This window comes from Cyclobacterium xiamenense (assembly GCF_009467825.1).
Classification (GTDB): Bacteria; Bacteroidota; Bacteroidia; order Cytophagales; family Cyclobacteriaceae; genus Cyclobacterium; species Cyclobacterium xiamenense.
In genome coordinates this window covers 1-13778 of record NZ_WIOK01000007.1, presented here as the reverse complement: position 1 = coordinate 13778, position 13778 = coordinate 1, and the positions used below count along the sequence as shown (strand labels likewise).

General features: G+C 43.7%; 13 protein-coding genes. All 13 read right to left on the bottom strand.

The window, feature by feature from the left end:
- Nucleotides 1–7: 7 nt before the first annotated feature.
- Entirely contained in the window at nucleotides 8–865 is an 858-nt protein-coding gene (locus tag GCU44_RS06755; RefSeq protein WP_154855358.1) for an ABC transporter permease, read from the bottom strand.
- A 6-nt stretch (nucleotides 866–871) separates the two neighbouring features.
- Complete coding sequence (locus GCU44_RS06750) at nucleotides 872–1987, bottom strand: DegT/DnrJ/EryC1/StrS family aminotransferase (RefSeq protein ID WP_154855356.1); 1116 nt, start codon at nucleotides 1985–1987, stop codon at nucleotides 872–874.
- Nucleotides 1980–2480, bottom strand: a complete 501-nt coding sequence (locus tag GCU44_RS06745) for an acyltransferase (RefSeq protein ID WP_154855354.1) — start codon at nucleotides 2478–2480, stop codon at nucleotides 1980–1982. Before GCU44_RS06745 ends, GCU44_RS06750 begins: the two co-directional genes overlap by 8 nt.
- A gap of 422 nt (nucleotides 2481–2902) precedes the next feature.
- Complete coding sequence (locus GCU44_RS06740) at nucleotides 2903–3373, bottom strand: GNAT family N-acetyltransferase (protein WP_154855352.1); 471 nt, start codon at nucleotides 3371–3373, stop codon at nucleotides 2903–2905.
- A gap of 394 nt (nucleotides 3374–3767) precedes the next feature.
- Nucleotides 3768–4178 carry a hypothetical protein gene (locus GCU44_RS06735; protein ID WP_154855350.1) on the bottom strand — a complete coding sequence of 137 codons (411 nt, stop codon included), beginning with the start codon at nucleotides 4176–4178 and terminating at the stop codon, nucleotides 3768–3770.
- The gene (locus GCU44_RS06730; protein WP_154855348.1) at nucleotides 4165–5112 is read right to left on the bottom strand and encodes a hypothetical protein; all 948 of its coding nucleotides are present in this window, start codon (nucleotides 5110–5112) and stop codon (nucleotides 4165–4167) included. The genes GCU44_RS06735 and GCU44_RS06730 overlap by 14 nt, the downstream gene beginning before the upstream one ends.
- Nucleotides 5100–5513: a sugar 3,4-ketoisomerase gene (locus GCU44_RS06725; protein WP_154855346.1), complete on the bottom strand. Its 414-nt coding sequence runs from the start codon at nucleotides 5511–5513 to the stop codon at nucleotides 5100–5102. The genes GCU44_RS06730 and GCU44_RS06725 overlap by 13 nt, the downstream gene beginning before the upstream one ends.
- Nucleotides 5510–5911, bottom strand: a complete 402-nt coding sequence (locus GCU44_RS06720) for a sugar 3,4-ketoisomerase (RefSeq protein ID WP_154855344.1) — start codon at nucleotides 5909–5911, stop codon at nucleotides 5510–5512. Before GCU44_RS06720 ends, GCU44_RS06725 begins: the two co-directional genes overlap by 4 nt.
- On the bottom strand, nucleotides 5889–6782 hold the full coding sequence (rfbA, locus tag GCU44_RS06715) for a glucose-1-phosphate thymidylyltransferase RfbA (RefSeq protein ID WP_154855342.1): 894 nt from the start codon (nucleotides 6780–6782) through the stop codon (nucleotides 5889–5891). The genes GCU44_RS06720 and rfbA overlap by 23 nt, the downstream gene beginning before the upstream one ends.
- A gap of 264 nt (nucleotides 6783–7046) precedes the next feature.
- Nucleotides 7047–9458: a GumC family protein gene (locus GCU44_RS06710; protein ID WP_154855340.1), complete on the bottom strand. Its 2412-nt coding sequence runs from the start codon at nucleotides 9456–9458 to the stop codon at nucleotides 7047–7049.
- A 3-nt stretch (nucleotides 9459–9461) separates the two neighbouring features.
- Nucleotides 9462–10256, bottom strand: coding sequence for a polysaccharide biosynthesis/export family protein (locus GCU44_RS06705; protein WP_241684864.1), 795 nt, complete (start codon nucleotides 10254–10256; stop codon nucleotides 9462–9464).
- A gap of 634 nt (nucleotides 10257–10890) precedes the next feature.
- Nucleotides 10891–11607 carry a LytR/AlgR family response regulator transcription factor gene (locus GCU44_RS06700; RefSeq protein WP_154855336.1) on the bottom strand — a complete coding sequence of 239 codons (717 nt, stop codon included), beginning with the start codon at nucleotides 11605–11607 and terminating at the stop codon, nucleotides 10891–10893.
- Nucleotides 11608–11746: 139 nt separating this feature from the next.
- Nucleotides 11747–13675 carry a polysaccharide biosynthesis protein gene (locus GCU44_RS06695; protein WP_154855334.1) on the bottom strand — a complete coding sequence of 643 codons (1929 nt, stop codon included), beginning with the start codon at nucleotides 13673–13675 and terminating at the stop codon, nucleotides 11747–11749.
- Nucleotides 13676–13778 lie beyond the last annotated feature (103 nt).

Genomic DNA, 13778 nt, shown 5'->3' with positions numbered 1-13778 from the left:
GTTGGTTTTAAATAGTATCGACAAAACTTCGCTCGGTCTTGTTGAAAATCAACACCCCCAGTATAAAAATAACCCCAATAGCCACACTGCTATACCCCAGGGAGGCCCAGCTGAAATTCCCAGCACCTAAAAAGGCCAATCGGAATGTTTCGATGATCGTTGTCATCGGATTGGCGGCGATCCAAGGCTTGTAATTCTCAGGAGCTGCATTCAATGGATAAATTACCGTGGTGCCGTACATCATCAACTGCACGCCAAAGGTGACTAAAAATGTCAGGTCGCGGTATTTGGTGGTAAGTGCCGTAATAATCAAGCCCAATCCCAATCCGAATAAAGCCATCAATACGAGCAGCACGGGAGACAAAAGTAATACCCATGAGAAAGCTAGTTCCACACCAATCGCATAATAATAGGCCAACAAAACCAAAAACAGAAGGAATTGAACGCCAAACCGAATCAGGTTGCTTACCACAATACTCAAGGGCATGATCAGGCGGGGAAAATATACTTTCCCAAATATGTTCGCGTTGTCCCGGAATACGGTACTCGTTTTGGTAAGGCAATCTGCAAAATAGCTCCATGCAGTAATACCTGCCAGGTAAAACAGGGGCTGAGGGAGACCATCCGTACTAATGCCGGCAAGATTTCCGAAGACGAAAGTATACACGATCATCGTAAACAAGGGCTGAATAAAAAACCAGAGCGGTCCAAAGACCGTTTGTTTGTAAAAACTGATAAAATCCCGCTTAACCAGGAGTGCCAGGAGATCCCGGTACTGCCAAACATCGTTAAACTTTAGATCGAATAAGGATGTCTTCCCCTCGATGATCAAATCCCAATCCTGAATACGTTCGTTTCTGTTCATGTAGCGTTAAAATGAATTGATCGTGGAAATTACATGGTCCACTTCTGTATCCCTCATCACCGGACTAATAGGCAGACTGAGGACTTCGCGATGCATAGCCTCCGTAATGGGTAGGGAGCGAGGGAAATACCCGGCATAGGCTTTCTGCCGATGGGGCGGAATCGGATAATGGATGCCTGTTTGAATGCCATGATCCTGTAAATAATCGCGCAGCCGATCCCTAAACTGGCTTCGTATTACAAACAAATGCCAAACATGGCTCAATCGCCCCGCGGGATTTTCTACCGGGTTAACCGCAGGCAATTGGAGTAGTGGCTGATCGATTTCGCCGATATACCGTTGCGCTATGGCAATTCTACGGGAGTTTTCCGAATCCAGGTAGCGCAACTTCACCGATAAAAAAGCGGCCTGTAGCTCTTCCATGCGGCTATTGAGCCCTCGGTAATCGTTGTGGTATTTTTCCTGGCTGCCATAATTTCCCAAGGCACGGACAACCGTTGCCAGTTCTTCATCAGAGGTTGTCACCGCCCCGGCGTCAGCCAATGCGCCCAGATTTTTTCCCGGATAAAAACTGAATGCCGCCGCATCGCCCAGATTTCCTGTTCCAATCCCCTTCCAGCATGCACCGATGGCCTGTGCGTTGTCTTCGATTACTTTGAGGCCATGCCTTCTAGCAAAATCATGCATCCGCTCCGACCAGGCTACCTGTCCATACAGGTGTACCACCAGCAGTGCCTTGGTTTTCTGCGACAGGTAATTTTCCAATCCTTTTTCTTCCATTAGATAGGTGTGGGCATTGGGCTCTACCACCCTTGGAACCAAGCCGTTATCCGTGATGGCTAAAATACTGGCAATAAAGGTATTGGCCGGAACCAGCACCTCATCCCCTCCCTTCAGCACCCCCAACTCTATGTAGGCTTTCATAATCAAGCGCAAGGCATCCAGCCCGTTGGCAACACCTATGGCGTATTTGCTGCCTACATATCCTGTCAATGCTTTTTCAAACTGCTCTAGCTCCTGTCCCATCAGGTACCAGCCGGAATCGATTACCCTGGCAGCGGCCGCTTTCAACTCGTCTGCGTAGCAGGCATTAACCGCCTGAAGGTCCAAAAATTTAATCATCTAAGCGCTGAATTTCGTCTTCTGTCAAACGCCGGATCAAAACGGCCGGACAGCCGCCAATTATTGAATAGTCCGGAAACGATTTGTTAACAAAACTATTTACTCCTACAATGCAACAGGTACCCAACGTCACATTCGGCATGATCACGCTATGCGCACCGATCCAACAATCATCGCCGATATGAATAGGACCATCAATAGCAGGAAAGATTCGTTGTAATTTTTTTGATGCATTTGGAGCCGAACCGGAAATCAATGTTATTCGTTGCGCAAAACTCACGTTTTTTCCAATGGTGACCCGCGCATTAAACCCTTCTAAAAAGCAGTACGGGCCGATATAGCAATCGTCTCCAATGGACATGGGAGATTCTGGAGAACCGAATATATTCACGTTGAACGCAATTCGACATCGATCTCCTACCGTTACATTATTCACCTTTGAACTATGGTGTATATCCACGTTTTCGCCTAAGTCAATTTGGTAAGTAATCATTGCTGTTTGATAAAGTGGGACACAACAAACCTGAAATAATCAATGTCTCTTTTGGTAAGGTTAGGAAATATGGCAAAGTTAAGTATCCTGTTAGTAATATAAACAGTTTGACCTACATACTCAAACTGTATTCAAAGGAGCTTATTAACGGTGTTACGTATACCGCTTTACATATTTAAAGATATTCGATAAGCCCTTGATGATCATTATTTTTGTCTACGACTGAATTTTAATTTAAAAAATTATATTCATTTTGCTATCTAAACAGGTAGCTTTTCAATTAAAAAGTTTTTTTACGATTTTTTTTATAAAATTATTTCTATTTCTTACTTATTATGTTACATCCACTAATAGCAACACCTAAAGATGAAATGATTAAATATTTACTTTATAAAAAGAAATAGCTGCCAGCTGACAAAATCTCATTTAATTTCCTTAGACATAATAAAATAAACGTCAGTTTCCTGTTTCAATTTAAAGTAACAATTATAATATAATTTGACCGCTCTTACGTTCCTTTTGTTAACTTTCAGATTTAGTATATTGATCCCAAAGTTTTTTGCAGTCCTCTCAATGCTACCTAATATCAACTTTCCTACCCCCTTGCCCCAATATTTCTTTTCTCCAATGTATCCCCAATATTCCGCTTGCCCATTGCAAATATTTTTCAACCCACATACTCCAATTGGTTCGTTGTTCAATAATATACCCCAGACTTTATAATCATCTTTTGTCTTTAAAGAGGCAAACCATTTTTCATGGGTCTCTAAGCTAAAATCCGAAAGATCAATTAACTTCGACAACTCCGCATCCTCTAACCAAAAAAAAGAAAGTCCGAAAAAAAAATTATCGAAGGTAACTAAAATGATTTTATCCGTATCTTGATAAAACATATTATTTATTTGAAATTAGATATTTCCATAGAAATCATCCGAAATCGATCCGGTAAAATTAACATATTTTCGTTTCAAAAACGTTTATAACACATAAAAAAGTAATTTAAATATAACAATTAATGTAACTAAATTAAACGAGAAAAATAGATTATTTATCACTATTTAATAATTTAAAAAATGATTATCTGAATGCTCAAACCTATATATAAAAATCACCTTACATTCTCTAATAAAAATAACACCCTTAATAATATTATTATATTTTATTCTCAGCGACAATTTACCAAACTAAAGGGTGTTAATATTCGACCAACTTTTAATTAACTGTATCGAGTAGTATCTATACTCGCCGAAGATATTTTTCCGAATTCTGACCATAAAAAGGTATACATCAATCATTGATAATCGTTAGTCCTTGCTGAATCAAGGTATTCTCTTCAGAAAAAGTGTCTCCAAATTCGTGATTTTCCAAAATAACGTCGGTCTCCTTACCTAGCTCTCGGTTCCACCGACATTTGTCAGCTACCGTATTGGTGACACAACCGCTGATGTACCGGTTATTGGAGGTGGTTTGAATGGTGACAAGGCTACCTGATTCAACGGCCAACTCCTCCAATGCCAGCCGTATTCCTTCCCTGCCATTACCCGTCAGCAACCAATTATCCGTCCCAAAACGTTCATTAAAATACGCCTCCGCCTTTTCAGTAGCCACGTGCACCGGCCCATGTGCTATTTGATGGGTCTGAAACGGACTGATACGATACGATGGCAGCAGGTACGGATCCGGATTAATTACAAACACTGACTTCCTTTGAAAACGTATATTTCAAACTCACCGAACAGCCAATACTTTCCTTAAACTCACACAGTCCGTAATTTGGCACCGAATTTTCGGTAGAGGTACCTATATCTATCAGGTATATGGATTGATTGGCATAGTATTCGAATAACTTGTAGGTAAGAAAATTCATCGGCCTACGATCACTAAACGAGGGGTTATCCCCCCAGTAGATCACCTGAACAATCCGAGCGGTTACGGGAAATACAATGGCTGCTGCTACGTCCGTTTGCTGATACTCCACCACGAAAAAATCAGCAGAAAATCGTTCGCTGGTTTCTAGCACCTGCTCCAATGACATTCGCAATGGCTTCTGACGGACCTTTCGGTTGACCGCGATAACCTCATAGGCTCGCTTGGCCTCGGATAGCGGAAGCTTTTGCCAACGAAAATCTTGTTTCAACGCATTCTTTAGATTTTTCCTGGCATTTTTCTGCAACATCCTCGGATAATTCTGGTCAAAGTTGGCCGGAAGCTCCATGTGGTGATTCAGATCGATCTGTTCGCTTCGATACCTTGAAACAAATAAACCGTTGATCATTCGGGTCAAAAACCTCCCATCGTAATATAGCGCCGGAAGCACCATGGTAATTTTACGGTATCCATGTTTACTTAACCATTTTTCAAGTGCATGCAACGCATCATTTACTACGGCTGCTTTCACTTCCTCCTGAATCGGAGAGAATCCTCCAAATGGAGCGGAGAATGGGGACCTTGCTTCTGTTCCACTGCTGCCAAGGATAAGGCCCAGGCGAAATCTGGAATCCTTAAACAAGAGGTAATGAACGGCTTCCACTTTAGCTGCATTAAATGCTGCAAAGTCTGCAGTATGAAAGAGTCCCGCTCGTTGGTGTACGTGCTGGGTATATAAGGATTTGTCTACGGCTACAACTTCCATTGAACAAATTCGTTGTAGTCCCGGATATAGTCGCTTTCATCGTAAGGAAGAGAAGCCAATACGAGGCATATCGAACCTGAAGAAAAGTTGTCAATCTCCCGCCATATTCCGGCAGGCAGGTAAACGCCAACATAGGGACGGGATAGGTGAAAGGTTCGCTTCACACAACCATCATCGATGATCAAATCAAAACTCCCACTAGCCGCAACGACTAACTGCTGTAGGTTACGGTGTGCATGGCCTCCTCGTGCCTCCCCGCCAGGGACATCGTAAAGGTAGTAAACGCGCTCGACAGCAAAGGGAACATCCCTTTCGTTCGTCACCGCTGTAATGTTTCCCTTTTCGGTGTGGTTTTTCGCCAATGTAAGCAAGGTACAGTCAAAGACCTGGGTGTCTCTCATTTGGTACAGGATAAGAAATATTCAAAATCCCGGATATAATCGTCTGGGTCGAAAACAGCGCTGGATAGGTGTAATCCCAAGGCGTTTGTAGAAAAATTGCCCATAAACCTCCAATTCATAGGTGGTAGGTAAAGGCCGTAGTACGAACGATTTAACGAATAATCAACTGTGTTTCCAAATCGATCCGTGACCGAAACATCAAAACTACCACTCAACGCAATAATCAGCTCCTCCTGCTTGTGATAGGCATGTCCGCCCCTTGTCTCCCCTCCTGGCACATCGTACGTCCAGAAAACCCTACGGATCTCAAACGGAAATTGATCGGAGTTTTGGAGAAAAGTCAGATTCCCCCTTTTATCCAGAATTTTAGGTAAATCAATAAGGGTTACTCCCGACATTATTGGCTATTTTTTTCAGATAGGCACCATACGAGGATTTCCCAAGAAAATCTCCCAGCTCACGTAGCTGCTCTCCAGTTATCCATCCGGATCTAAATGCTATTTCCTCCAGGCAGGCGATCTTTAAACTCGTCCGATGTTCTACTGCCTTTACAAATTCGGTGGCTTCCACCAAGGACTCCTGTGTACCCGTGTCCAGCCAGGCAAAACCTCGCGATAGCTGCTGTAGGTGTAATCGCCCCTGACCAAGAAAATGCTGATTAACTGAAGTAATTTCCAGCTCGCCCCTGGGAGAGGGTACTACCCCATCCGCCACATTTATCACTGAATTTGGATAAAAATAAAGGCCTACAACCGCCTGATTACTCTTGGGGACAGCTGGTTTTTCGTCAATAGCTACTACTTTACCGGACCTATCTACTGACGCCACTCCGTATCTTTCTGGATCATCCACATAATACCCAAATATGACGGCCAATTGTTCCTGTTCGACCCTTCTACGCGAATCCAACAACAGCTTCTGTAACCCAGCTCCATAAAAAATATTATCCCCCAATACCAGACAGACACTTTCGTTCTTTATAAAATCTCTCCCAATGGTAAATGCTTGCGCCAAACCGTCCGGAGAGGGCTGAACAGCGTAGGCTAGTTGCAACCCAAATTGACGACCATCCCGAAACAATCGTTTGAACGCAGGTAAATCCCGTGGAGTAGAGATAATCAAGATATCCCGGATACCTGCCAACATTAGTACCGAAAGCGGGTAATAAATCATCGGTTTATCGTAGACCGGCAACAACTGTTTCGAAACCGCAAGGGTCAACGGGTGCAATCTGCTCCCCGAACCTCCGGCAAGAATGATTCCTTTCATCTATTTATTACTCCATTTTTTTTCTACGACACCAGCAATTAAAGGCGATGTGTATAAAGATCTTTCAACCGCTTTCCTCATCACCCTGCAGATGCTGAAACAATTTCGAACGTTAATCGCGCGGCCAATAGAACTGGTCTTTACTCGATACATCTAGATCGATTTTCGGCATTTAATACCTCTACAAACCCACCATTCTTACTCCTGAAATTGCTACAAGTTCCGAAAAATAAAAACACCACAACCCCAAAAAACCAGTCTGCGCTATTTGAAACGGCTGATCCAGCGTTTCCAAAACGAACGCGGTTTTTTATTTTCCTCATAATAGCCATAACCATAACCATAACCATAACCATAACCATAACCATAACCATAACCATAGCCATAACCATAGCCAGTGACCTGCCTATGCACATCGTTTAAGATGGCATAAAATTTAACTCCCTTCACACGCGCAACCAGGTCGTTTAAAAAACCAATCTGCTGCTTTTGTGAATAATTTTGTCGGAAAATAAAGTAGTTAACATCTGCTTGTTTAAAAAGCTCCCTGGTTTCGGATACCAATCCCACTGGGGCACAATCCATTACCACCACGTCGTACTCCGCCTTTACCTCAGCCAGGATATTGTCAAGTTTTTCCTGTTGCAATAATTCCGCCGGATTTGGGGGAATTGGCCCCGAGAGTAAGATATCCAGGTGTTCGAATCCAGAGGGCTTGACGGCACGTCGCCAATCGAGTGCACTGCTTAGGCAGGTGCTAAGTCCCACATCGTTGGCCAGGTTAAAAATGCCCGCAATCTTTGGCTTTCGAAGATCCATCCCCATTAATAACGTTTTTTTACCCGCCAGGGCAAAAATCCCCGCCATATTGGACGAAACAAATGTTTTTCCTTCCCCGGACACCCCTGATGTGAAAAGAAGGCAGTAGTTTGTTTTACCGGGAGACAGGTATACCAAATCGGACCGTAAGTTGCGGAAGGCTTCTGCTATGCCAGACTTGGATTGCTTGAATACGGGGAGAGCATCATCTATCCCTGACCTTCCAATCATACCAATTAAATCGCTACTCAGGAGATTCTGCAATTCAGAGGGATCTTCTATCCTCGTGCTTAAAAAAAACCGTAAACCGATCAACGCAACCGGAATAAAGAGCCCGAGCATTAGGCCAAACACGAGATTACGAGACCTATTGGGATAGACCGATCCAGTGACCATCGCCTCGTCAAGAACCAGATTGGAGGGAGAATTGGAGGCTTTCGCAATTTCTACCTCTGCACTTTTCTCTAAAAGAAATAGATAGACGTTCTCGTTAATTGTAAATTGACGCTGCAAGCCTAACAACTCCCGCTCGGTAGCAGGCAGTTTGCTTAGCTCCTTCTCCAAGAGTGCCACGCGTTCCTGCAGCCCGACGATTCGGACTTCCCGTCCCTCAATGTTATTGGCCAGATTTTCATCAATTGCATTCTTGATCGTTTTGACTTGCTGCCGAAGTAGCATCAAACTTGGGTTATCGGGACGATAATTTCCGCTCATTTCGGCTATTTCCTCCTGGACCTGTGCTAATTTACCTACCAGCTCCCCGAGGGTTTTTTCAGAGGTTAAATCAAGTGCAGGAAACCAATATTTTTCGGAGTAGTCCCGGTCCATGTAATCCCTAATTCGCTTAAAAAAGACGATTTCCTGCTTTAGTTGCTCCACTTGTTCGTCCAATGAAACCAGACGGCCGAAAATAGAACTACCCTCCAGGCTCAGGTCATAGACCTGATTTGAGGATCTAAAATCCTCCAACTTTCCCTCATAAATTGCCAGTGTATCCGATAGACTGCGGAGCTGTTGCTCAATGAAATCAATGGTGTTTTCCGATGCGAGGTTCTTTAACCGAAGCTCTCGGTCAAGATAGCTCTCAATCAGTTGATTGAGATAATCCATCCCAAACTGCACGTTCTCGTGTTTTAATGAGACCAAGAGTACGGAACCACCCTGACTTGCCAGGTTGACACCCAGCCTGCCTCGCAGGCTGTTCGATAAGCTGGTTTCTGATTCCAACGAAAACACATAGGTCTGTCCAGCCATTCCACCCGAATAATTCAACGAAAATACCAGCTCCCCCATTTCCAATTCGGCTTCAAATTTCGCTTCAATAAACTCCTTTTCTCCAAATGAAAAAACGGATGCTAAAAAAGACTGCGCTTCGTATGTGCGGATAAGAAAGGTCGTATCATCTACTAATCGTACTTCAAATGCCCCAGCCATCCGCTTTGTCTTTTGCTGGTTTATATTGACCTGGAAGGGCTCGATGGGATAAATATCCAACATTTTCAATCTGCCTTTTTGGAAAAAACGCAGCGGAACGTCCATGGCCTGCACGGCTTCTTTGGCAAGGGATAACGATTTTAAGATACTGATTTCGTTGTCCAGCTTAATTGGTGAACCTAAAAGCGAGCCCAACTGCAATACCTCCCCGGACAGATTATCCGACTTGTCACTAACGATCACGGACGTTTCTACCTGATAAACGTCGACGAGGTACCGGTTGAAAAAATGCGCACTTCCTATCCCAAGGATCGCACAAGCCATTAATAATGGCCAGTACCGTATCAAACGAACCAATAGCCCCCTCAACTCGTCATTCGACTCGCTTTTATGATCATTCGGAATGCCTTCGTGTACCTGCATGCGCTATCTTACGATAAGGTTTAAGATCAATACAAAAGCGGAAACCGAAGAAATGAGTAACGAAAGGGACTGGGAAGCATTCTCACCTGCGCCTATCTCCCGCACTTTCATTGGTTCCGCGTAGTACAGGTCATTCGGCTGCACAAAATAAAAAGGAGACTTAATGATGCTTCGATCATTTAGGTTGATCTGATGCATCCGACTTCCGTCAGGGTACTGGCGAATCAGGACCAGTTGGTCCCGATTCGCGATCGTTGTCAAATCTCCGGCAGCGGCTATGGCCTCAAAAATGGTCAATCGTTCCTCCATCATCACAAACTTACCCGATCTCCGGAATTCCCCCAACGTACTAAATCGAATCCCACCCAATCGTACACGAACAAATACCTCTGTTGTAACGTACTTTTTCAATTCAACTTCTATGGCCTTCTTAGCCTCCACAACGGTGCTACCACCTACCTGGATCTTTCCTAGAATTGGTAGATCCACCGATCCATCTTTATCTATCCGGTAGCCACTGATGTAATTGATATCGCCCTGGATCATTCCACCCATCATCCCTCCAGCCCTGCTGCCCATATTGGGATCCAAATTAAAGCCGTTTTCTAATAATTGGTCCATCGTAGTGACCGATACATCGAGAATATCGTTGTACTGTAAGCGATAGTCGGTCAACTCATAGGGGATCAACTCTCCGAATTCAATAGGGGTCCCATCGGTGCTTTGTTGGAAATAGGTAATTCGTTCGTTTGAAACACAGGATACACAAGTCCCAACGACTAGGATTCCAGTCAACACGTGTACAAAATTAAACGATAACATATTCAGACACCTTCTTTGATGGATACAGCTTCGCCCCGTCGGTCCCATTTTGAGTACCTAGCGGGGTGTGAATAAGATCACAGAATCCAATGTATTTATCGTCGGATTCTTCGCTGCAAAACAAATTGTTCGAAAGGGATTTTTCATAGTTTGTACCTATATAAAAATAGAAAATGAAACGCTTTGTAAACAAAATGCACTATTTGAAAAAAGTTAGATAGAAAATGAGCAAAAAAGGACTTGGCTAGATATGATTCGTTTTATTAGCTAAATTGATCCGTTTATTTCCTTTGATTGGATACGTAGTCCTGTAGAAGTATATTTGACGATGATAACACCAATCCTATCACTATACCTGGGAATCGTTTTATTATCCAGCATCTTTTTTGGAATGATTTATTACCAAAATAGAAAAACTGAGTACAGGATTATACGCGTTGATTTCCCGTCAGGATTAACCGCTAATGACAAATACGATCTGATAAAAAGTTTTATACAAACCAGGAAAATTAAAGAAGTCCGCGGGATCTACATGTGCGGAAGCGAATCGGGAAGATTAGAGAATTTGGATAACGCTACGTTTGTCTACCTGGATTATATCGTATAGCAATCAATTCACTTTCTTCGTGACAACGTCGTGCAGGTGTTTGTATAATCCCCTTCGAATGGGAACGGTGTAATCGCCCACAATTGCATTTTTGCCGTTAAACGAGTGAATTTCTTTTTTATTTACAAGAAAAGATTTATGTACGCGTAAAAATAAACTGGATGGCAATCTTTCCTCTACATCCTTTAATATATCACGCAAAACGTAGGTTTTATTACGGGTAATAATCTTTGTATACAATCCATCCGCCTGAGCCAGTATGATATCCTCTGCATGAATAAAAATAAGAAAGCCTTTATCCCGAACTTTTAGAAAAGCAGGTGCCTTACCGCCGTCCGTTTCTTGCATTCGATCGATTTTGGAAAAGGCAAGCATAAGCGTAGTTTTCAAATCATCCATCTTATAGGGCTTCACTAAATACCCTGCGGGGTTTACCTCCAATGCCTTCGTAAAAAGTTCGTTGTCCGCATAGGCCGTTGAAAAAACGATGGGTAAATCCCATTTCTTATTCACCTGGCTAACCAACTCTATCCCATCCACGGCACCGACGATCATGATGTCTACCAGTAACAAGTCTACCACGTTTTCTTCCAGGTAAGCCAATGTCTCGCGGGCATTGTTGAATACAGCTGGAACAGAAAATCCCAATTTGATTAGCTGCTCCTTTAAATTCAATGCCAGCTCGTACTCGTCCTCCACTATTAACACACTACGCTTCATCGTCTAATTTCCATTACGTTTTAAAGGTACTTTATTTAAAAGATGATATCAATATTGGTGTACAAAAAGAAACAAAAAGAGGTCTAATGTAAATTAAAGGCGAATCTTCTCTGAAACGGCTACTATCGACTGCTTTGATCTACCTTTTTACGGGAATGCGGTCCAGTTGCGAAAAACGGGAGGCATTGCTTACGAACTCCGGTACAAGTACTTTCAGCTGCTGCACCAGCACATACTCAGCTGCGTCAGTTCCGCACAAATGCCGAAGCCGTTTGAGTTCTACGTCGAGCCAATAGTGATCGCTTTTCTCCGAGGAAACGATGCAAATCTTGGCATGATGGGTCGGCAGGGTCCGCTCCAGGTCGGAATGCAACTCCTCGTACATTTTCTCGCCTTCCCGCAATCCGGTAATGGAAATTTGCATGTCCACATGGGGTGTTTTTCCCGCCATCACAATCATCTTTTGGGCCAGATCGTAGATTTTTACTGGCTTGCCCATATCAAACACAAAAATTTCTCCACCTTTTCCCATCTTGCAGGCTTCCATGACCAGTTGACAGGCTTCCGGTACGGTCATGAAGTAACGAACCATATTTCGATCCGTGACCGTTACCGGACCACCGGCCTGGATTTGCCGTCGGAAAAGGGGAATAACCGATCCGTTCGAACCCAATACGTTGCCAAAGCGTGTCGTAATGAACCGCGTGCGCGCCGCGTCATTTCCTGCCTGATTCAGGGATTGTACGTATTTTTCCGCGACCCGCTTCGTGGCCCCCATGACGTTGGAGGGGTTAACCGCCTTGTCGGTACTGACCATTATAAACTTTCGAACGCCGTATTGCATAGAAAGGTCCGCTACATTTCGGGTGCCGAAAACATTGGTCTCTATAGCCTGGAGGGGATAGTTTTCGAGCATCGGAACGTGCTTATAGGCAGCCGCATGAAACAACAAGCCAGGTAATTCTTTGCTAAAAATCGGCTCTAGTAGCGTTCTCCTCCGCACATCTGCCAGAATCGCAAGGACCTCAAGTTGTGGATGGCGGCTTCGCAACTCCTGTTGAATATCGTACAGGGCCGATTCTGACTGATCAACCAGGAGCAGCTTCCGCAAACGATACGTCGCCAATTGCCTACACAACTCACTGCCGATCGATCCTCCCGCGCCAGTTACCAACACTACCTGTCCGTCAAATTCCCCGACCAAATGCTGCTGGTCAATCGCAATCGATTGTCGACCCAACAGCTCTTCCATTCGTATCTGCTGTATGTCCGATACGGTAACTTGTCCGTCCTTCCAATAGCGAAGATCGGGCGTTCGTTTTACGCGCACGTTCCGGGCATAACAGAGCTCATATATAGATTCCAATCGTGATGGAGATAACTGCCCCGTACAAATGAATAATTCCTGGATTGGGTATTGCTGCATCAGGTGGTCCATTGCATCCAGGCTGTCGTATATTTTTACGCCCATGAGGTATTTTCCCTTCTTTTTTGGGTCTTCGTCGATAAAGCCGTGGTTGATATACCGCGTACCAAAATCCCTCAACAGCAGCTGATATACCGAAATTCCAATCTCCCCTGCTCCATAAAGCAGCACATGCATTTCACGGCTGCGACGGATTTTATTGTTCCAAAAAAATTGTTTGACCAGTAATCGGTAGGCCATCAGAAAAGAATAGGACAGGGAACTGCTCAACACAAACACAGCGATCCCGATGGATTCCAGCCCGGCCACTTGAGTTAAGAGGAAATACGAGGGTAAGAAAGCGAGGAATGCATTAAAATGAATCCAAGTCAATTGGATGACTTCCTGAAGGGTGGTTTGCCGGATGACACCCTTAAATGACTTCTTCCAATTCATAAAGGATACCATCAGTGCCAAATAGCAACTGCCATACACGTACATGCTAATCAGACTATCCCAATCGGGAACCGAGGGGTAAACAATCAGATAGCCTCCCACAAATGCAACCAGTAAAAATAAGTAATCAACCAGTAAGACCAGATGAATGGGAAGGTGGGGAAGGTTCCTGAAGTACAGGAGCAAATAACGTTTTATACGATTCATATCAAACTAGTGTTATGTTAATCGTAAATTGACGGATAAAGTCTTTTTAATTTTATCCTTGAATCGGCAGTAGTGAACTGCCAATTTATCTTATTGTTTTTAT